This is a genomic window from Reichenbachiella sp. MALMAid0571, from assembly GCF_040151475.1.
Taxonomy (GTDB): domain Bacteria; phylum Bacteroidota; class Bacteroidia; order Cytophagales; family Cyclobacteriaceae; genus CAXBNB01.
Map to the genome: position 1 here is coordinate 165,787 of NZ_JBDKWG010000146.1, position 19,918 is coordinate 185,704.

At 36.5% G+C, this 19,918-nt stretch carries 19 protein-coding genes; 12 read left to right on the forward strand and 7 right to left on the reverse strand.

The genetic code is table 11. From position 1 onward, the window contains the following. Positions 1 to 10 precede the first annotated feature (10 nt). The gene (locus tag AAOP42_RS18885) at positions 11 to 1,048 is read right to left on the reverse strand and encodes a FecR family protein (protein WP_349530134.1); all 1,038 of its coding nucleotides are present in this window, start codon (positions 1,046 to 1,048) and stop codon (positions 11 to 13) included. Between the two features lie 302 nt (positions 1,049 to 1,350). Here AAOP42_RS18885 and AAOP42_RS18890 point away from each other — a divergent pair, with 302 nt between their 5' ends. After that, the gene (locus AAOP42_RS18890) at positions 1,351 to 2,313 is read left to right on the forward strand and encodes a PGAP1-like alpha/beta domain-containing protein (RefSeq protein WP_349530135.1); all 963 of its coding nucleotides are present in this window, start codon (positions 1,351 to 1,353) and stop codon (positions 2,311 to 2,313) included. A gap of 61 nt (positions 2,314 to 2,374) precedes the next feature. Beyond that, positions 2,375 to 2,785: an OsmC family protein gene (locus AAOP42_RS18895; RefSeq protein WP_349530136.1), complete on the forward strand. Its 411-nt coding sequence runs from the start codon at positions 2,375 to 2,377 to the stop codon at positions 2,783 to 2,785. 3 nt (positions 2,786 to 2,788) lie between these two features. On the opposite strand, the gene AAOP42_RS18900 is transcribed toward AAOP42_RS18895, so the two are convergent. Beyond that, the gene (locus AAOP42_RS18900; protein ID WP_349530137.1) at positions 2,789 to 3,145 is read right to left on the reverse strand and encodes a hypothetical protein; all 357 of its coding nucleotides are present in this window, start codon (positions 3,143 to 3,145) and stop codon (positions 2,789 to 2,791) included. Between the two features lie 69 nt (positions 3,146 to 3,214). Here AAOP42_RS18900 and AAOP42_RS18905 point away from each other — a divergent pair, with 69 nt between their 5' ends. Beyond that, positions 3,215 to 4,420, forward strand: coding sequence for a glycosyltransferase family 4 protein (locus AAOP42_RS18905; RefSeq protein ID WP_349530138.1), 1,206 nt, complete (start codon positions 3,215 to 3,217; stop codon positions 4,418 to 4,420). Here the strand turns inward: AAOP42_RS18905 and gldB are convergent. Then, on the reverse strand, positions 4,392 to 5,414 hold the full coding sequence (gene gldB, locus AAOP42_RS18910; RefSeq protein ID WP_349530139.1) for a gliding motility lipoprotein GldB: 1,023 nt from the start codon (positions 5,412 to 5,414) through the stop codon (positions 4,392 to 4,394). The two genes, AAOP42_RS18905 and gldB, sit on opposite strands and share 29 nt — an antisense overlap. A gap of 214 nt (positions 5,415 to 5,628) precedes the next feature. Between gldB and AAOP42_RS18915 the strand changes: the two genes are divergently transcribed. After that, positions 5,629 to 6,264: a porin family protein gene (locus AAOP42_RS18915; RefSeq protein WP_349530140.1), complete on the forward strand. Its 636-nt coding sequence runs from the start codon at positions 5,629 to 5,631 to the stop codon at positions 6,262 to 6,264. 2 nt (positions 6,265 to 6,266) lie between these two features. Here the strand turns inward: AAOP42_RS18915 and AAOP42_RS18920 are convergent, their stop codons facing one another. From AAOP42_RS18920 to AAOP42_RS18930, 3 genes are all read right to left on the reverse strand, one after another. Further along, the gene (locus AAOP42_RS18920) at positions 6,267 to 7,817 is read right to left on the reverse strand and encodes an Rne/Rng family ribonuclease (RefSeq protein ID WP_349530141.1); all 1,551 of its coding nucleotides are present in this window, start codon (positions 7,815 to 7,817) and stop codon (positions 6,267 to 6,269) included. Between the two features lie 157 nt (positions 7,818 to 7,974). Then, entirely contained in the window at positions 7,975 to 8,787 is an 813-nt protein-coding gene (locus tag AAOP42_RS18925) for a tetratricopeptide repeat protein (RefSeq protein ID WP_349530142.1), read from the reverse strand. 14 nt (positions 8,788 to 8,801) lie between these two features. After that, complete coding sequence (locus AAOP42_RS18930; protein WP_349530143.1) at positions 8,802 to 9,092, reverse strand: HU family DNA-binding protein; 291 nt, start codon at positions 9,090 to 9,092, stop codon at positions 8,802 to 8,804. A 128-nt stretch (positions 9,093 to 9,220) separates the two neighbouring features. Between AAOP42_RS18930 and mutY the strand changes: the two genes are divergently transcribed. The 5 genes from mutY to recG all read left to right on the forward strand — a co-directional run bounded on the left by mutY (position 9,221) and on the right by recG (position 14,927). Continuing rightward, positions 9,221 to 10,315 carry an A/G-specific adenine glycosylase gene (gene mutY, locus AAOP42_RS18935; RefSeq protein WP_349530144.1) on the forward strand — a complete coding sequence of 365 codons (1,095 nt, stop codon included), beginning with the start codon at positions 9,221 to 9,223 and terminating at the stop codon, positions 10,313 to 10,315. 41 nt (positions 10,316 to 10,356) lie between these two features. Beyond that, positions 10,357 to 10,791, forward strand: a complete 435-nt coding sequence (locus AAOP42_RS18940) for a single-stranded DNA-binding protein (RefSeq protein ID WP_349530145.1) — start codon at positions 10,357 to 10,359, stop codon at positions 10,789 to 10,791. Between the two features lie 23 nt (positions 10,792 to 10,814). Beyond that, positions 10,815 to 12,140, forward strand: coding sequence for a gliding motility-associated protein GldE (gene gldE, locus AAOP42_RS18945; protein ID WP_349530146.1), 1,326 nt, complete (start codon positions 10,815 to 10,817; stop codon positions 12,138 to 12,140). A gap of 61 nt (positions 12,141 to 12,201) precedes the next feature. Further along, a complete protein-coding gene (gene gldD, locus AAOP42_RS18950) occupies positions 12,202 to 12,801 on the forward strand; it encodes a gliding motility lipoprotein GldD (RefSeq protein ID WP_502947677.1) in 600 nt (199 codons plus the stop codon). A gap of 29 nt (positions 12,802 to 12,830) precedes the next feature. Beyond that, positions 12,831 to 14,927 carry an ATP-dependent DNA helicase RecG gene (recG, locus tag AAOP42_RS18955; protein WP_349530148.1) on the forward strand — a complete coding sequence of 699 codons (2,097 nt, stop codon included), beginning with the start codon at positions 12,831 to 12,833 and terminating at the stop codon, positions 14,925 to 14,927. Positions 14,928 to 15,186: 259 nt separating this feature from the next. Here the strand turns inward: recG and AAOP42_RS18960 are convergent, their stop codons facing one another. Further along, positions 15,187 to 16,437, reverse strand: coding sequence for an aspartyl protease family protein (locus AAOP42_RS18960; protein WP_349530149.1), 1,251 nt, complete (start codon positions 16,435 to 16,437; stop codon positions 15,187 to 15,189). 268 nt (positions 16,438 to 16,705) lie between these two features. Between AAOP42_RS18960 and ccoN the strand changes: the two genes are divergently transcribed. The 3 genes from ccoN to AAOP42_RS18975 are packed head-to-tail and all read left to right on the forward strand — an operon-like array spanning position 16,706 to position 19,914. Continuing rightward, positions 16,706 to 18,823, forward strand: a complete 2,118-nt coding sequence (gene ccoN / locus AAOP42_RS18965) for a cytochrome-c oxidase, cbb3-type subunit I (RefSeq protein WP_349530150.1) — start codon at positions 16,706 to 16,708, stop codon at positions 18,821 to 18,823. A gap of 12 nt (positions 18,824 to 18,835) precedes the next feature. Then, positions 18,836 to 19,015 carry a cytochrome C oxidase Cbb3 gene (locus AAOP42_RS18970; RefSeq protein WP_349530151.1) on the forward strand — a complete coding sequence of 60 codons (180 nt, stop codon included), beginning with the start codon at positions 18,836 to 18,838 and terminating at the stop codon, positions 19,013 to 19,015. Between the two features lie 2 nt (positions 19,016 to 19,017). After that, positions 19,018 to 19,914, forward strand: coding sequence for a cbb3-type cytochrome c oxidase N-terminal domain-containing protein (locus tag AAOP42_RS18975; protein WP_349530152.1), 897 nt, complete (start codon positions 19,018 to 19,020; stop codon positions 19,912 to 19,914). Positions 19,915 to 19,918: the final 4 nt, after the last annotated feature.

Genomic DNA, 19,918 nt, shown 5'->3' on the forward strand with positions numbered 1-19,918 from the left:
ATTATTTTATTTAGTTGAACATTATTTTTATATTTTTTTCTTCAATCCTGTAATCAAAGTTTAGTGAAAAGCTCATTGCCTTCAATACATTGCTCATGCTTTGGTTGTTGAATATACCGTCATAATCTACCACAGATTTTGGTTGAACGGACACATCAACAGACACTCCATACCAACGTTCCAGTTTTTGAGTAATCTGAGCTAAATCAGCCTGATTAAAAGATAAAATGCCGTCTTTCCATAAAAAAGCCTCATCATCCTTGTTTCGGGATTTAATAAATGAGTGTGTACTTTTTTGATATTTGATTTGTTCACCGGGAGTTAGAAAATAGGAATCTATTTTAGAATTGGTATTGTTTACCTTCACCTTACCAGTGGCTAATGAAACTGTGACCGTTTGACACTCAGGATAACTGCTAATGTTAAATGAAGTACCTAGTGCAGTAGTGGAAATATTTCCGGTTTTTACAATAAATGGTTTGTTTGGGTTTTTTGCAACTTCAAAAAAAGCTTCACCAACCAAAGTAATTTCACGAATGCTGTCGCCATAGTTGGAGTGGTAACTGATGGTACTTTCTGAATTGAGCACAACGGTAGAACCATCTTTAAGTGTAACTGTCGATTTTACTCCTTTTGGAGTGGATTTTTCAATGCCACTGGTATGATTTAAAACAACAGGGTCTTTTTTTTGTAAGTCTAAAGTCCACAAAGAAAGGCCTATGATCAGTACTACACTGGCTGCAATCTTCCACAAAAGCGAAAGTTTAGATTGTTTTGGTTCTACTGATTTTCTATTAGTCTGGCTCAGAGTTTCTCCTCTTACTATTGGTTGTAAATTGGACCAAATGTTTTTGGCATCCTCGTCAATTTCATTGTCTTCGTTTTTGTTTCTCAGAGTCAGAATGAGATTTCTGGCAGTCTCTATGTTTTCCGGATTCTCCTTTTGCAAAGCACGCCACTTAACTTCCAATTCCGCATTGGGTGCTATTACCCATTGTAAAAAACTTTCATCTTGAACCAGATCTTCTATTTCGAAATTATTATCCATTGAAATTACTATTTTGGGATACTATATATTGGTAATAGCAGGATTTAGTTCTTGAGTACTTATTTTATTTGAATTATTTTTTAAATAATATTCTTTCTAATTCTACTTTTCGAAGTTGGGTAATCTATTGATTTTCACCTTCTTTTTACCCTTCACCCTAAAGGGAAGAAGGAGAAAATCAACCTGCCTGCCTACCCTTTAGGCCTTATGATTGTAAACAGGTTGATTTTGACACCTTCGTAAAGTAGAAGTAATTACCGACCTAATTTGTTCAACTCACAGACCGTTTGCTATATTTGATTATGTTTAAAAATCCATTCAAAAAGGAAAGAAAAATCATCATTGGCATACATGGTTTGAGCAACAAACCACCAAGGAAATTACTCGCCAAATGGTGGAGAAAATCGATTATGGATGGACTTTACAGGCACCAGCATTTCCGAACATTCTTTCGGTTTAGAATGGTTTATTGGGCGGATGTTATTTATGAAAAACCGGAAGACCCAACAATAAAAGACAGCAAACACCCCAGATACATTGATGAGCCTTATGTACCCATGCAGTCGTTTCAACGACCCAGCAAAGGGAGTTGGGGCAAGAAACTATTTGACAAATTTGAAACCATAATTGATGGTATATTTTTAAGTAAAAACAGTTTTATCAACCTCAATTATTTTGCAGATTTAGTTATAAGAAGAAAATACAAAGATCTGGACATCTACTACCGTGAAGACCTTTTGACCGATGAGGTAGAACATGAAAGTCTGGCAAGAGAAATCATTCGTCAAAGGCTCAAAAGTATGCTGCTTAAAAATAAAGGTAACAAAATCATGCTTATTGCCCATTCTATGGGATCGATTATCGCTTATGACGTCCTGTTTGCTTTACAGGACGAGATAGAAATTGACACTTTTGTGACCATAGGATCTCCCTTAGGTTTGCCCATGGTAATCTCCAAGTTTTTTGATGAGCATAGCATTGCCTATACGTCTAAAACCCGACGTAAAACGCCTGACAATATAAAACACTGGTACAATTTTGCCGATATAGATGATGGCATTGCTGCCAATGACGACTTGAGCGATGAGTTCCTTCCCAACAAACATGGTGTGCTGCCAACAGATAAAAACATCTACAACGATTATAAAAACTGGACAACTGAAAATGCCCACAAATCGTATGGGTATCTGCGTACTCCCGAAATGTCTAAAGTCGTTTATGAATTTTTGCTGAAGCTGCCATTCTGGAAAAAGTATAAGCTCTAGGATTCTGTTTTAGAAACTAAGCTGAATGATTAGTTTTGCTCACAAATTATAAAAAGAAGAAATGGCTATCAAATTAAATTATAAAGAGGACAAAAAATATGAAGCGATCAATGAGTCAGGTAATATTTTACCCATAGATATGCTCGCTGTTGAAGACAAAGAAGCTTTTTCTCCCATGCAGCTTTTATTAGCAGGTGTAGCCAGTTGTGCCGCAGTTGATTTGGTATCGATGATCAAAAAAAGAAGAAAAACATTTATCGACCTGAAAGCAGAAATATCGGGAGTAAGGAGGGAAAAAGACCCTAAAAGCTATACAGATATAAATCTGAAATATATCATCACGTCACCAGATTTAACAGAAAAGGAAACTGAACGTCTGGTGTCTCTGGCAGTTAACAATTACTGTTCTGTCTCTGATTCTTTGAGAAAAGATATCAATCTGGTACACAGTTTTGAACTGGTGAGGGAGTAATTTTTATAGTACCTCCCATTCAATGGAGTACCTTGCCATATTATTTTTGTGAGTTGGTTTCATATCTACCATGTACGGCCCTGCTCCGGGTTGATCCGGTATCATTCTCATTTTTCCCAATAAGTCATTTGGACTAAATGTATCATGATCCCAAATTTCCAAAACCATTTCTTCATTGGGTTTTACTCCGGAAATGTCCACATCAAGGTTGTATTTGCCAATAGAAACATCTTCATGTTTTTTGTCGGTAGGCCATATCGACTTGCCCTTGTACTTGATGAAAATGTCATCATATTTTTCTTCATCAATTTGATAACACATCAGGGTCTTCAACTTGACTGTTAAGGTATTCGCACTCATTGGATTCATTATTTAGAATACATTATTGTTTAAAAATAATAAATAAATTACATTCTTTCCTCAATCAAATTGAAAGTACTCTATATCCATCAATATTTTCGGACCCCTGATGAAGGAGGAGGTGTCAGGTCTTATTATCTCACCAAAGAGTTGGTGAAAAAGGGAATTGATGTAGAAGTGATAAGTGCTCACAACAAGGATTATTATGAAACCAAAAATATTGATGGGGTAACCGTCCATTTTCTTCCCGTACTTTATGACAATGCTTTTAGTTTTAAGAAAAGAATCATAGCCTTTTTAAGATTTGCATTGTTGGCATGTAAAAAATCTAGGTCTGTAAAAAGAATAGATCTCTGCTATGTCATGACCACTCCCCTTACTACCGGGCTTATCGCACTTTGGATTAAATGGACAAGGAATATTCCTTATATTTTCGAAGTAGGTGATTTGTGGCCACTTATTCCAGTGGAGGTAGGAGCTATAAAAAGCACTTTTCTTAAATCTATCTTGTTTCGGTTTGAAAAGGTATGCTACAGTAATGCATCCGGAGTAGTGGCTTTATCTCCGGGAATTGCTGAGTATATCCAGGCCATAGTTCCGAAAAAACCGATAAAAGTAATACCCAACATTGCTGATATCGACTTCTTTCAACCTGAAGAAAAACAGGAATCGCTCAAACAGAAATACAGCATTAACAATAAATTTGTAATCAGCTACACCGGAACATTTGGCATTGCCAACCATTTAGAATATTTACTGGAAGCAGCAAAAGCATCTTTACTATTACCTGTTAAATTTCTGCTGGTCGGTGAAGGAGCAGAAAAGGAAAAGCTCTTGAAATTGAAAAAAGAATCCAATCTGGAAAATGTAGATTTCCAGCCTCATACCGATAGGAAGGGGATCAAAGAAATCCTCAATGTTTCTGATGCCATTTACATCTCTTTCATCAATATCAAGTCCATCAATACAGGTAGCCCAAATAAGTTGTTTGATGGGTTAGCATCAGGTAAACTGATTATTACAAATTTTGATGGATGGATAAAGAAACTCATAGAATCAAATGATGCAGGGTTTTCTTACCCAACAGAGAATACTCCGCTATTTACTGAAAAACTTCTCACTTTTATTGACAACAAAGAGATATTAAAATCATTTCAAAAAAACTCAAGGCAATTGGCGGAAAATAGTTTTTCGTTGGAAATGTTATCTCAGAGGCAGTTTGATTTTATTAGGATTCTCATAAATCCTATTCAAAATTCTTTGGCCGATACTTAGCCATCTGAAATATTTTATGTGCATCGGTTTCAGCCATTAACTCTGTGATAGTCACATCACTATTTCTTTCCATGTACTTTTTCACTATTTCCCAGCCCAACCATGCGCCTACCCTTCCCGGACAGTTTTCACTGATCTCACTCACGTTGGGCCTTTCCCCGATGAACTTATTTTTCATGTAGTCATTTCTTTCATATAGCAACTCATTCTCTATCAGGTTAGCCCAAATAATTTCCTGATTTTCATTTACTAGTTTTATCTCTTCAGCAGTGTAGCCAATGATCAACGAATCGGGTGTGCAAGGCAAGACTTGAGAAGTAAAATAAAATGATTTTCCTATGTTGACCATATCAGAAAGCAGTGTATTATGCGTTTGATCAATTTGATTGAATTCATTAGACACAAAATTCATAATAGTAGGGACAAGGCTTTCTTTCTTAAACCGCTTCAAAATGTACTGGTGTTCATCGGGCCTGAAAGTGGCTTCAGTACCTAAAAAATAGTCTAACCCTACAATAATCAAAGAGTCAGATATATACAGGTCGTTGTAAAAAGCAGTAACCACTGTAGCCAATTTTGGTACCGGGGTATTGGGATAATGATAGTTAATGATTTGGTATGCTTGCCTGTAGTCTGCCAGAATATCATCCATATTAGCAAAGACTTGCTTACTCTCCATAAACAATGTATCGACCGAAGGAGCTTTCAATAACCTATACACCCTCTTTGCCAGAATGGAATCGTGTGGGTATTGGTTTGCATGAAGAAAATAGTCTGCAAACACCCTATTTTCTGATAAAAAGGCTTCCACTTCCTCCCAGCTATTCGCACCCATCAACTCATCTTCCAAAGTGATTTTCTCGACACTTACATCTATTGAAGAGATATCAGGAATATCCCTACATAATTTATCCTCACAAGCTAAAAAAGTAATGCTACAGATTGTAAAAATAATAATTGGGAATAGTGCTTTAAGAGTGTATTTATTATCCACTTTTTCAATAAATTTTAAAATGTAATACCACACAAAAATATGAATCTTCTGTCCTTAAAAAAGTGCTTTGATTTTTATTTCAAAATAGTATTTTGACTGTTTTTTTAATCAATTAATCCATAGTCAAACGAATCGTTTAATGAATTATTCTTAAACTTGTATTCATTCAATTATTTACAATGGGTATTCTAATAAAATCCTAATTTGATCGCAAATGAAAAAATCCACCATCATATTTTTTTTGCTTGTATTAGGGACATCTGCTGTTGCCCAACCTAAAATTGGCTTGACATTTTCTCCATCTCTTGTATTAAACAGAGTCAAATTCGATTCAGATCAGGCTAAAATCACCAACAATGGTTCAGGAATTAAATTCAAATTTGGTCTCAATGCAGATTTTGAGATTACAGATACATATTCATTCAGTACCGGGATAATCTATGCCCCAAAAAGGGTTGGACTTACAATTGAACCTACAGGCTCTTCGGTATCCAAAGAGGTTTATAAGTCACAATATTTGCAGATTCCCTTAACCATCAAACTGTTTACCAGTGAAGTAGCACCTGATGTAAAAGGATTTTTTCAGCTTGGTGTATTGGCTGAAGTGAAAATATTTAGTGAAGCACTTGATGACAGCTATACATTGGTTGAAAAATTTAAACCTTATGATGCTTCCTTTGTTTTCGGCATTGGTGCAGAACATGATTCCGGGGCAAGTTCTGTATTGTATGCAGCTATTGTTTACAACAGAGGCCTGATCAATACGATTAGCAAAGTAGAATCAGGAATAACAGATAACTTGATTACAAAACTGGATATGATAAGCCTCCAGTTAGGAATCAAGTTCTGATTTTAAATTTCTATTTCTTCCCCCATAGCATTGATAATGCTATATTCGGTAAAAGGAAGTGATGAATCTTCCACCAGGTTTATCCACCGCTTATAAGTGAAAAACCATTTTATTTGCTGCGAAATCAATCCTTTGGTGAAATAAGCAAACAAATAAGGATGAAGTGTAATGGCCAGCTTCTTTTCATTTTGTTTCACCATCAGGTGTTCGATGTTCTTTTCAATCTGATCTGCAACAAGTATGGAAGCAGTAATTTTACCCGTTCCATTACATGTAGGGCAAACTTCACCAGTTTTAATGTTCATCTCCGGTCTTACCCTTTGACGCGTTATTTGCATCAATCCAAATTTAGACAAAGGAAGTATGGTAAACTTAGACCTGTCGGTAGCCATTTCTTCTTTCATCTTTTGGAAAAGTAGCTTTTTGTTTTCTACTTTCCTCATATCGATAAAATCGACCACTATAATACCTCCCATATCCCTAAGCCTAAGCTGACGGGCAATTTCTTTGGCTGCATCAAGGTTTACCTTGAGCGCAGTATTTTCCTGATTATCCTCAGCATTGGATTTGTTTCCGCTGTTAACATCAATGACATGAAGTGCCTCTGTGTGCTCTATGATCAAATACCCACCCCCATCTATACTCACAGATTGGCCAAACAACCCTTTAAGCTGCTTTTCGATTCCAAAAGCTTCGAATATTTTAGCCTTGCCATTGTGCATTTTGACAAGTTTTTCTCTTCCCGGGGCAATCTTGGTGATAAACGACCGAATGTCGTTATACATGTCTTTATCATCAACAGTAACGCTATCGAAAGATTCATTAAGAACGTCTCTTAATATGCTGTTTGCCCGGTTCATTTCCCCTATTATCTTGTCAGAAGGTTTGGCCTTCTTTAAGGCGAGCATACCGTCCTGCCAGGTTTTTACAAGATTTCTAAGGTCTTTATCAAGCTCTGCTACATCTTTGCCTTCCGCCACAGTACGTATGATTACACCGAAATTTTCGGGCTTAATCGAACTGATAAGCCTAAGTAGCCTTTTGCGTTCGTCGCTACTGGTTATTTTTTTTGATACTGATACTGAATCCGAAAACGGCACCAATACTATGTATCTGCCCGCTATGGACAACTCACAGGATAATCTAGGCCCTTTTGTTGAGATGGGTTCTTTTACTACCTGAACCAAAATTTTCTGGTTCTTAGTAAGCACCTGGCTCATTTTTCCAAACTTATCAATGTCACCTTCCCGTTTGAAACCATTCATTTTGCCCCCGGTAATTTTACCGGTTACAACCTGCTTGGAAAACTTAATAAGTGATCTAAGTTGGGGTCCGAGATCCAGATAATGAAGAAATGCATCTTTTTCGTATCCAATGTCAATAAAGGCAGCATTCAATCCCGGTACAACTTTCTTTACTGTACCAAAATAAACATCACCTACATTAAACTGGTTACCGTTTTCATCTGTATGAAACTCAGCTAATTTTTTGTCCTTTAAAAGGGCTATTCGACATCCATTTTGAGTTGAACTTATTACTAATTCGTTACTCAAATTGATATGGTTTTATTGTTGAATATAGAAAAAACTATTGGAAGTTATTACTTCTTCTTATGTCTGTTTTTTCTTAACCTTTTCTTTCTTTTGTGAGTAGAAATCTTATGTCTTTTCCTTTTTTTACCACAAGGCATAATTAAAAATATTTAATGTTTTATAATTCGTTTATTTCCTTTAGATAACCATCTGCTGCTTGATTAATGGCAGCATCATTATCCATTTGTTTTACTTTTTCAAACAATTCGGCTGCTATATCTTTTTGATCTAATTCAAAATAACTGACAGCTAAATAGAAAAATGCCTGAACATTTTCGGCATTTATTTCTGTTAATTTCTTAAATCTATCAACGGCTTTGTCATACTGACCAGACTGCATCGATAAAACACCTAAATTGTAAAGTGCTGTTTCGTTTTCCGGATATTCTTCCAGAACCTCTCTCAACATGCTGATACCCTGCATCGGATTTGCCGAACTCACCATTGTCATAGCTAGTTTTGCTTTCACATCCGGATTTTTTGAGTCCGTTTCCAACACCTTATTAAAGCAATCAGCAGCTAACCCACTGAACTTAGTTACTTCACTCTGGACCTTTGAAAAACCGAAAGCTTTAAAAAAAATATTTCCAGCCAGCAGGTAATTTTCCGTTTGATCTCCCTGGTTTAAAATAAATCTTGCAAATTTCTCCGCACTGTCCAATTTATTGTAAGCCAAATACAGATTTGCCAAAGAGTCCGCAAAGATAATACTTTTTTTATTATTTCCGGCAGAAGAAATTTTATTATAAAATCCTGCCATTTTAACACTATCGCTTGTACTGATTTTGAAATCGTGGCTTGTCATGGACTCATTCTTACCAGTTATGCCCGTTTCTGTAGAATCATTATCAATAACAACCTTTGGAAGACTGTACAAAACTATAATCAGTACTACGGCAATAACACTTACTGCTATTCTATGAAGCGACATATAGGGAAGGTCGTTTAACCAATTTTTTTGCTGGTTTTTATTTTCTCAATAAATACCTTTGAGGGTTTAAAGCTTGGAATGTAGTGTTCGTCTATCACCATTGCTGTATTTTGGGAAATGTTTCTGGCTATTTTCTTTGCCCTCTTTTTGTTAATGAAACTCCCAAAGCCACGAACGTAGATGTTTTCTCCATCTGCCATCGAATTTTTTACCACACTAAAAAAAGCTTCCACCGATGCTTGCACATCAAGTCTATCAATTCCAGTTTTGTCTGCTATCTCATTTATTACATCTGCTTTCGTCACGGCGATAAATTTTAATCATTTCTAATATAAAACCCTTAATACCAACTATTTTCGTTTTTCGAAATATTTGATCTTTGGAACGGCAAATAAAAGCAAAAAATCAGGAATTCAGAAATATTAAAACTTTAATGAACACAGAATTTCAAATCAATTTATCCAAAACTTTCTCTACTAGTCTGATAAACTGGTATGAAATCAACAAAAGAGATTTGCCATGGAGAGATACCAACAACCCGTATGTGATCTGGCTTTCTGAGATTATCCTTCAGCAAACACGGGTGCAACAGGGTTTGCCTTATTTCAATAAATTTCTAAAAACTTTTCCAGACATTGAAGCATTTGCTAATGCCAGCGAACAAGATATCTTGAAATTATGGCAGGGATTGGGCTATTATTCAAGAGCCCGAAACATGCTGGTTTGTGCCAAAGAGGTTGTAAACGAACATAATGGCCAGTTTCCCCCGGATTTTAACCAATTATTAAAACTTAAAGGAATAGGGAAATATACTGCGGCGGCAATTGCATCATTTTCATTTAAACAAACTGTACCTGTTTTGGATGGAAATGTATTTAGAGTATTGTCAAGAATTTATGGAATAGAAAATGACATTTCCGAAACGTCAAGCCACAAAGTATTTTGGAATAAAGCAGAATCCTTAATTCCACATCAAACACCTGATAAATTTAATCAGGCCATTATGGAATTTGGTGCTCTTCAGTGTGTTCCCAAATCTCCAAATTGTAATGGGTGTGCATTTAAAACTCATTGTTTTGCATACAAACACGGTTTACAGGATGTGTTACCTGTGAAGAAAAAAAAAGTAAAAAAGAAAATCAGACATTTCAATTATTTTGTCATCGTTCATGACGACAAAGTGTTGGTCAAAGAAAGAAAAACAAAAGATATTTGGAAAGGCATGTACGATTTTTTGTTGTTAGAAACACCTGACGAACAAGGATTTGACCAGCTTATGGTTAATCAGGCAAAATTTCTATCCGATCTGGGAAATATAGTAACTAGTTCGAGTAACTTTAAGCATATTTTGACACATCAGACTATTTTCGCAAAGTTCTTCGTTTTTTCTATTGATAGTAGAAAAGATTTTGGTGTGATTAAAAGAAAATTCGATCTTGAGGAAGTAGAGACAATAGCATTAGATACTTTACCCATATCAAGATTAATGGATAAATATTTGAAAAAGGAGACAAATTATTTAACTTAACTTGTTGTTATTTTATTTGACTCTGTTAAAAAATTGAAATTATGGCTGGTGTAAACAAAGTAATTCTGGTAGGTAATCTGGGTAAAGATCCGGAAGTGAGACATTTGGAAAATGGAAGAGCTGTGGCAAACTTTTCGTTGGCTACAAGTGAGACTTATAAAAACCGGGAAGGCGAACGGGTTACCCAGACCGAATGGCACAATGTGGTATTGTGGACACCTCTTGCTGAAATAGCAGAAAAATACCTTGCCAAAGGTGGGCAGGTATATATCGAAGGGAAATTGACTTCAAGGTCTTATGACGATAAAGATGGCATCACCAGATACAGGACAGAAGTGGTAGGAAGAGAGATGACACTACTAGGCAGCCGCCCTTCTTCTGAAGAAGGAACACAAAATGAAACCAGTAACACTGGTACTACTACTTCGTCAGAACCTGCAACAAGCGAAAACGAAATTGACGATCTGCCGTTTTAGGTTTAAAATAATATTCATTTCTTATGGACGATCCTTTTCCGGGGTTATTTGAATTATCCGCAATCTTATCAACATTAGATTTTTACTTCGTTGCTTTTATTACTTTATTGGTAATCTTCCTTTTTGGACTTTCTGCTTTGGTTTCAGGATCTGAAGTGGCTTATTTTTCACTCTCACAAGATCAAATCAAAGAAAGTAAAGACTCTGATTCCACTCAAGTCCACAGAATATATCAGTTGCTTTCAAACCCAAAACGCTTGTTGGCAACCATACTTATACTCAACAATTTTGTGAACATAGCCATTGTCATGATCTGTACTTATTTTACGTGGCAGATCACTGGCAACAAAAATACCGAAGGAGCTATATTAATAACCTTAACCACTTTGGTCACTGTTGCCATAGTGTTTGTTGGAGAAATTGTCCCAAAAATTTACGCCAATCAAAATAACTTCATTTTTGCAAAACACACATCCGGACTGTTATTCATTTCTTATAACTTCTTCAAACCCTTGTCTTGGTTATTGATGTCTATTAGTAATCTGATCGAAAAAAGAATAGAAAAAAAGGGCTATAATGTTTCTGTCACCGAATTGCATCATGCACTCGAACTCACTACTGACGGAGAGGCAACCGAGGAAGAAAAGGGCATTTTAAAAGGAATTGTGAATTTTGGTACACTATCCGTAAAGCAAATCATGAAATCAAGACTCGATATTACCTCGGTTGAGATCAATACAAATTTTCATGAATTGATTTCTCTGGTTAAAAAAACCGGATATTCAAGGCTGCCGGTGTATAACGACACTATGGACAAGATAGAGGGTATTTTATATATAAAAGACTTATTACCATACTTAAATGAAGATGAGAAATTTGAGTGGCAGGTTTTATTAAGGCCTGGTTTTTTTGTACCGGAAACAAAAAAAATAGATACTCTTTTCAATGACTTTCAGGAAAAAAGAGTTCACATCGCCATAGTAGTAGATGAATACGGAGGTACTTCGGGGTTAATTACCCTTGAAGATGTCATCGAAGAGATAGTAGGAGAAATAAATGATGAATTTGATGAAGCATCTGATATTCCATACAATAAACTGGACAACAACACCTTTATCTTTGAAGGAAAAACATCTCTTATGGATTTTTGCAGGGTCACCGGTATAGATCATGCTATTATAGATGATGCCAAAGGTGAAAGCGAATCTGTTGGAGGCCTTCTTTTGGAAATTAACTCGAAGCTCCCAAAATCAGGAGAAAAGATTCACTTTCAAAATTTGGTATTTACCATTGTTGCAGTAAGCGACAAAAGGATCAAAAGAGTGAGGGTTTTCATCAATGAAAAATAATCCGTCAAAGTACCGGAAATATCAAAACACCATTTCTTGTCATTTCAAATAACAAATCGTGATTGAATCAAAAATATACTTAAAACATGCTCTAAGCCTGATCTTTGTTTTCATCGTATGCACTCTGGTTTCATGTGAAAGCGAGTTTTCTCCTAAGCCCAAAGGGTATAACAGAATAGAATTGCCCCAAGCTGTTTACATTCAGTTGCCTGATAGTTTTCCCTATAATTTTTCCTATTCTGCTTTTGCAAAAATTACGAGAGACAGTTCTTGGATTTCGGAGCGCTATTGGATCGATCTAACGTATCCGGAACTAGGTGCTACCATTCAAGTAACCTACAAACCCGTAGAAAAAAACAAACAAAATTTGAAAGAATACTTGAATGATTCGTACAACCTTACCTCCAAGCACAATGTAAAAGCCTATGCTATAGATGAAGCAGTGATTAATTTGTCGAATGGAGGTAAAGCAACTGTGATGTCGCTTTCAGGCGAGGTTCCAAGTCCTTTCCAGTTCCATGTAACTGACTCCATAAATCATTTTATCCGGGGAGCTCTCTATTTCAAAACGTCAACAAAAAACGATTCTCTGGCTCCTGTAATAAACTATGTTAAAAAAGACATCATTCACATGCTCAATTCACTTGAATGGAATGATTGAATTACAGTAACATTTTATAACTTTTCGAAATGAACGGTTTTTTTGAAACCAAAATAGAATTTCTAAAAGGAGTTGGTTCAAAACGAGCCAAATTACTCAACGAAGAGCTGGGAATATTTACCTTCAAAGACCTCATTCTACATTTTCCATTCAGATACGAGGACAGAACACATTTCCACAAGGTATCTGAAATAAACGATACCAGCTCATACCTGCAACTCAAAGGAATTATCAGCTATAAAGAAGAAATAGGCATTCAAAAGAAAAAAAGATTGGTTGCTTACTTTAAGGATGAAACAGGACAAATGGAACTGGTCTGGTTCAAAGGAATCAAATGGATTTCTGAAAAAATAAAAACAGGAGTTCCCTATTTAATTTATGGAAAGCCTACTCTATTTAACGGTTCCTATAATATCTCACATCCTGAAATAGATCTGTTAACTCCACAGAATGAAAATGGATACGGGTCATTTGTTCCTATATACAGATCTACTGAAAAACTTAAAAAAACTTACCTTGACTCCAAAGCAATAGGAAAATTCCAACAGAATCTTTATGCTCTTGCTCAAAATAAAATAGAAGAAAGCCTTCCTTCTTATTTGATAGAGCGATATAAATTTTTGGATAGAAAAAGCTGTCTGAAAAATATTCACTTCCCAAAAAATGAAGAACTATTAAAAAAAGCTACTTTAAGGTTAAAATTTGAGGAGCTTTTTTATATCCAACTCAGACTCGTCAGAGAGAAAAAGGTCATCAGGAAAAAGCATAAAGGCATTGTAATGCATGACAGTAGCCTGGTCTCCGAGTTTTATAAAAATTTTCTACCCTTTGATCTGACCGACTCACAAAAACTTGTGATAAAGGAAATTTATGGAGACATGAGATCAGGAAGTCAAATGAACCGATTGCTTCAGGGAGATGTAGGTAGTGGCAAGACCATAACCGCCTTTATTTGCATGCTGATAGCTTTGAGTTGTGACACTCAGGCTGCTATTATGGCACCTACAGAAATTCTTGCCAGCCAGCATTATGTAGGATTAAAAGAATATGCTGATAAAATGAACCTCCAAATTGGTTTGGTCACAGGGTCCACTAAAAAAAGTGAGCGCAGAAAGATTTTAGAGGCACTTAAAATCGGCACATTAAATATCATTGTAGGAACTCATGCGCTGTTAGAACCAGATATCGGGTTTAAAAAACTTGGCCTTGCTGTCATTGACGAACAGCATAGATTTGGGGTAGCCCAAAGAGCACGGCTATGGCAGAAAAATGATGACGTTTACCCTCATGTACTGGTGATGACTGCCACACCGATTCCAAGAACTCTTGCGATGACCTTGTATGGCGATCTGGAAATATCAACAATAACAGAACTTCCAAAAGGAAGAAAATCCATTCAAACCAACCATCTTAGAGATTCGGGAAGGCTAAAATTGTTTGGTTTTATGAGGCACCAAATTGAAACAGGCCGTCAGGTATATATTGTATATCCATTGATAGAAGAATCAGCTAATTATGATTACAAGGATTTAATGGATGGATACGAAAGCATTTCCAGAGCTTTTTCTAAAACACCCATTAGCATTGTTCATGGTAAAATGAAACCTAAGGACAAAGATTTTGAAATGGCACGGTTCATCCGCAATGAAACTAAAATACTAGTAGCGACAACAGTAATAGAAGTAGGTGTAAATGTGCCCAATGCAACAGTTATGGTGATAGAGAATGCAGAACGATTCGGTTTATCACAATTGCATCAACTTCGGGGTAGAGTGGGCAGAGGAGCTGATCAGTCTTATTGTATTTTAATGACTGGAAACAAACTAAGTACAGAAGCGCGTGAAAGAATAAAGACAATGGTAGAAACCAACGATGGATTCCGAATAGCAGAAACAGACCTCAAAATCAGAGGACCTGGAGATTTAAGCGGCACTCAACAAAGTGGCGTGCTAGATCTTCACATTGCTGATTTGGCACTAGACGGAAAAATATTGAAAGAAGCCAGAGATTGTGCTGAAAAAATTCTTGATAAAGACCCTTCTCTGGGTTTGGTAGAAAATAAAATATTAAACGAGGTTTTAACTAGCATGAATAAAAGCAAAACTGACTGGAGCCTTATTTCTTGAAATAGAACTATAAAAAAAAGAGGCTGTTTTCAAAAGTTAGATAATTCCCAGATTTATTCTGGGATCTGTGCGAGAAACAGCTATAGATGGTTTCTCCGGGGGATGCCGGAATAAATCCGGCAACTCTTGAATACTTTTGAAAGAACCTCTTTTTTATAGTGATTTTTTTAAACATATCTCTAGTAAAGGTAGGCCTGATTTTTAGCCTTTGACAAACCTAACTGCAAAAAGTATGGCCTATTTAGTATTAATGCAAATATCAAATCATCCTTTTCAACCTAAAGGAAGTCTTGATTATTTCTCCCTTTCTTCTTACTTTCATATTGATTCGTTTGCCTGATTTAAGGCGTAAAGTTGTCGTGATAGCAGAAAACGCTACTTCTGTAGTGTCAAACCCATTGATACTTGTAATAATATCATTTACTTCTACCCCAGCCAGATCGGCTGGGGAATCTTCTCTAACCGCCATTACCTTAATTTGATCAAATTTAGAGCCACTTGCCATAATATCAATGCCACTCATATCATGCTCAAAACTCTTAGTGTATTCCCGGCTCTTCCTTAAGTATAAGACACCTCTGAAATAATCAAAGACAGGGTGAAAACGAGTCAGTATTTCTCCCCCGATGGTACCATTTCTGCTTCCGCGCTTCATGGCGGATGGGTAGTCTTTTTCCTCAGGAAATGAAGCAATAGGATTTTCGAAAACGAACTTATTGATTTGTAACTTTTGAACTCTTCCCAAAAGCCCATTTATGTCACCACCAAGCCCTCTGCCAATTACTGTTTTAATGGTTTTAGAAGGTAAGAGCACATCTGAAGAGCCATCATCAAGCAATATGGCATGGCTTGCCCCTGTGTCCACCATCAAATTCAAGTCTTCCTGTTCTCCATTATCAAAAGTAAGCCTGGTAGAGATATATGGTTTGGTATTAACTACCTGCATGGGAACTCTATTGTGGTATTTTCTTGGTCTAAACTTTCTTGGTTCATGCAATACAATAACCCTTTGATCATAATCAAATTCAACCACAAACCGACTAAATATATCATAACCTATAATTCCGTAAACATCCGCACCCAGATTTCGTCTTAAATTCAGGTAGTCTTTTTCCAATACTAAAAGGGATTGATTCACACCAGAAGTTATTCCTCCGGGCAAATGCATCTCTACTTTAGTCGCAACCTGAGCACTCACTGAATCCATCATACCGGGTCCCTGAATTACCAACCTCCGGTCGTATTCAAGGTTCAAAAACTCAGCAAATGACTTTTCAGTCAAAATTGCAAACTGAACCCCGGTATCTAATATGAATTTTAGTGTAAGTGAATTATTGATGGTAACAGGAATGACAATAAGGTTATTATATCGCTCAAACGGAATTTCAACCTTATCAACATCGTCAGGAAAGTCAAACCCAATTTGTTGGCCATAAATTGGTAAGAATGAAACATACATAAAACATATTGCAAGAATTCCTTTTCCAATAATATGTTTTAGAGGCATCATTAGGTTGTTTGATCATGAAAAACATATTCTTATAAACAACCCTCCTTGTGCCGTCTGAATTTTATAATGCCCAAGCCTATAAGAACTGAAAGTAAAAAATCCATATTTTCATGGACTATCATATATATACACCATTTATGAAATTTTGTTACAAAATTTCATGCAAACGCAAGATATGATGAAAATCATTCTTTCTATATTAGAATATCATGTTTAATTTTATAAATGAAAAATAACTTAGCATCTGATTATTTAAATATTGATAATAATGGAATTGGAGCAATTTAAGTACGACAATAAGATTGTCAAATATTTTATAGTAGCTACTGTCATATTTGGACTGGTAGGTATGTTGGTAGGGCTAACAGCAGCTATACAGCTTTTTTATCCCGTTTTCAATTTTGATCTTCAATACACTACGTTTGGCAGGATCAGACCATTGCATACAAATGCGATCATCTTTGCTTTTGTAGGAAATGCAATGTTTGCCGGGATTTATTATTCTCTACAACGGTTGTTAAAAGCCAGGCTCTTCAACGACACTTTGAGTTGGATCCATTTCTGGGGTTGGCAGTTGATCATTTTGGCAGCAGCCATCACACTGCCTCTGGGCATGACTACTTCAAAAGAATATGCTGAATTAGAATGGCCAATTGATATAGCAATTGCTATTATTTGGGTCGTTTTCGGGATCAACATGATTGGTACCATCTTGAAACGACGTGAACGCCACATGTATGTGGCAATATGGTTTTATATAGCCACATTTGTTACAGTAGCTGTGCTGCATATTGTAAATTCGTTTGCTATACCAGTCACCTTTTTCAAAAGCTACTCCTGGTATGCAGGCGTTCAGGATGCATTGGTGCAATGGTGGTATGGTCACAATGCCGTAGCATTTTTCCTTACTACTCCTTACTTAGGGCTGATGTATTATTTTCTTCCCAAAGCAGCCAATCGACCCGTATATTCATACAAACTTTCCATTATCCATTTTTGGTCTCTTATCTTCATCTACATCTGGGCAGGCCCTCATCATCTATTATATACTTCTTTACCGGATTGGGCTCAAACCTTGGGAGTGGTTTTTTCTATTATGCTGATTGCTCCTTCCTGGGGAGGTATGCTGAATGGATTACTTACTTTGCGCGGAGCATGGGATAGAGTACGCGAAGATCCTGTTTTGAAATTTATGGTGGTGGCAGTAACTGCTTATGGCATGGCAACTTTTGAAGGACCAATGCTTTCATTGAAAAATGTTAACGCTATTGCTCACTTTACAGATTGGATCGTTGCACACGTTCATGTCGGAGGTTTGGGCTGGAATGGTTTTATGATATTTGGTATGTTGTATTGGCTGATCCCAAGAATGTGGAAAACAAAACTTTATTCTATAAAACTAGCCAATACGCATTTTTGGTTGGGTACATTAGGCATCATTTTCTACGCTTTGCCACTGTACTGGGCGGGCATAGTTCAAAGCCTGATGTGGAAAGAGTTTACTGCCGAAGGTTTTTTACAATACCCCAATTTTCTTGAAACGGTAACTCAGATTATTCCAATGTATATGTTGCGTGCTGTGGGTGGTTTTCTATACCTCACAGGAGCCATTATTATGACCTATAATTTGGTGAAAACAGCCAAATCCGGAATGTTCTTAGCCGAGGAAGATGCTGAAGCTCCGGCATTGGAAAAGAAAAAATTTATTGGAGAAGGATGGCATTCCGTACTAGAAAGAAAACCAGTTGTATTTACAGGCCTTGCTTTAGTAGCTATATTGATTGGAGGAGCCATAGAAATGATACCTACTTTCCTAATCAAATCAAATGTACCTACAATAGCAAGTGTACAACCCTATACTCCACTTGAGTTGCATGGCAGGGATATCTACATCAGAGAGGGTTGTAGTGTATGCCATACTCAAATGGTAAGACCATTTAGGTCAGAAACGGAAAGATATGGTGAGTATTCAAAAGCAGGAGAGTTTGTTTATGACCATCCGTTTTTATGGGGTTCGAAAAGAACCGGACCGGATTTGCATAGGGTAGGAGAGAAATATCCCCATTCCTGGCATTTCAACCACATGCTGGATCCTACTTCCATGTCTCCAGGTTCTATAATGCCCGCTTATCCTTGGTTATTTACACAAACCGTGGATCTTGATTTAACCGCAGGCAAAATATCGGCTCTGAGAACTATAGGGGTTCCTTATAAAAAAGGATACGAAGAGATCGCTAACAAGGAGTTGGAAAATCAGGCAAATGAAATTGTGAAGTCTCTTTCTTCAGACAAAATAGATATAAATAGTGACGCAGAAATAGTGGCATTAATAGCGTATCTACAGCGACTGGGAACAGATATAAAAGTTTCTTCAGCAAACAACTAAACTGACAACAAGATGTTCAAGCATTATTTTGAAGGGATCCAAAACATTGAGGTTTGGCCTATTATTTCGCTTACAATATTTTTCATGTTTTTTATAGGACTTCTAATTTGGGTCTTTAAGGTTGATAAAAAGTACATCAATGAGATGGAAAACCTCCCTTTGGAACGTCCTGAAACTACTAATGACAATTAACCATGAATCGAATCAAAAATCAAATCTTTGAAATATTCCTATCCAAAATAGGCAAAAGAAAACCTGTTTTTTTTATGGCTTTTCTACTTCCTTTTTTAGCTAATGCCCAGGCTTTCATACAAGAAACATCAAAAGATGAAATGATATTGATTCTTGTGATGGGAATGGTGTTTGTAGTATTACTAATCGTGCTCGGTGTAGCATTCTATGCTTTAACTATTCTGAGAATAGTAATAGGGAATGAAAAAAAAGACAGTGCCAAAGCCCAAGGAATAGCATACAAACCAGAACCCGGTTTTTGGCAAAAACTGTGGGGTACTGAGGTTCCAGTGGAAGAAGAAGCAACCTTGTTGCTCAATCACAACTATGATGGCATAAAAGAACTGGACAATCACCTTCCTCCGTGGTGGAAATATCTATTCTATCTTTCTATAGTTTTTGCCGTTGCTTATGTATTTATCTATCATATATCGGGAGCTTTACCTCTACAATTAGAAGAATATAATACAGAATTGCTGATAGCAGAAAAACAAGCTGAGCAAAGACAGTTGGAAGCTGGAAACAGTATTGATGAAAACAATGTCGAGTTTTCAGATGAAACAGGTATCATTTCCAATGGAAAAGAAATTTATGCAGGAAAATGTGTGGCTTGTCATGCTACAGATGGCGGAGGTGGAGTAGGTCCCAATCTGACAGACGAATATTGGATTCATGGGGGAAGTATCAAAAGTATTTTTAAGACCATAAAATATGGCGTACCTCAAAAAGGAATGATTTCATGGCAAAACCAGCTGACTCCATCAGATATTAGAGATGTGGCAAGTTATATTGTGACCATAAAAGGAGCTAAAACAGCCAGCCCTAAGGAGCCACAAGGAGAGATATACGTAGAGGAATAACTAA

Bases quoted from the DNA above. Each gene is read 5' to 3' on its own strand.
- AAOP42_RS18885 (WP_349530134.1), bottom strand. From the start codon at position 1,048: ATGGATAATAATTTCGAAATAGAAGATCTGGTTCAAGATGAAAGTTTT.
- AAOP42_RS18970 (WP_349530151.1), top strand. From the start codon at position 18,836: ATGTTCAAGCATTATTTTGAAGGGATCCAAAACATTGAGGTTTGGCCT.
- ccoN (WP_349530150.1), top strand. From the start codon at position 16,706: ATGGAATTGGAGCAATTTAAGTACGACAATAAGATTGTCAAATATTTT.
- AAOP42_RS18960 (WP_349530149.1), bottom strand. From the start codon at position 16,437: ATGATGCCTCTAAAACATATTATTGGAAAAGGAATTCTTGCAATATGT.
- AAOP42_RS18890 (WP_349530135.1), top strand. From the start codon at position 1,351: ATGTTTAAAAATCCATTCAAAAAGGAAAGAAAAATCATCATTGGCATA.
- AAOP42_RS18895 (WP_349530136.1), top strand. From the start codon at position 2,375: ATGGCTATCAAATTAAATTATAAAGAGGACAAAAAATATGAAGCGATC.
- AAOP42_RS18900 (WP_349530137.1), bottom strand. From the start codon at position 3,145: ATGAGTGCGAATACCTTAACAGTCAAGTTGAAGACCCTGATGTGTTAT.
- AAOP42_RS18975 (WP_349530152.1), top strand. From the start codon at position 19,018: ATGAATCGAATCAAAAATCAAATCTTTGAAATATTCCTATCCAAAATA.
- gldE (WP_349530146.1), top strand. From the start codon at position 10,815: ATGGACGATCCTTTTCCGGGGTTATTTGAATTATCCGCAATCTTATCA.
- AAOP42_RS18925 (WP_349530142.1), bottom strand. From the start codon at position 8,787: ATGTCGCTTCATAGAATAGCAGTAAGTGTTATTGCCGTAGTACTGATT.
- AAOP42_RS18915 (WP_349530140.1), top strand. From the start codon at position 5,629: ATGAAAAAATCCACCATCATATTTTTTTTGCTTGTATTAGGGACATCT.
- AAOP42_RS18940 (WP_349530145.1), top strand. From the start codon at position 10,357: ATGGCTGGTGTAAACAAAGTAATTCTGGTAGGTAATCTGGGTAAAGAT.
- recG (WP_349530148.1), top strand. From the start codon at position 12,831: ATGAACGGTTTTTTTGAAACCAAAATAGAATTTCTAAAAGGAGTTGGT.
- mutY (WP_349530144.1), top strand. From the start codon at position 9,221: ATGAACACAGAATTTCAAATCAATTTATCCAAAACTTTCTCTACTAGT.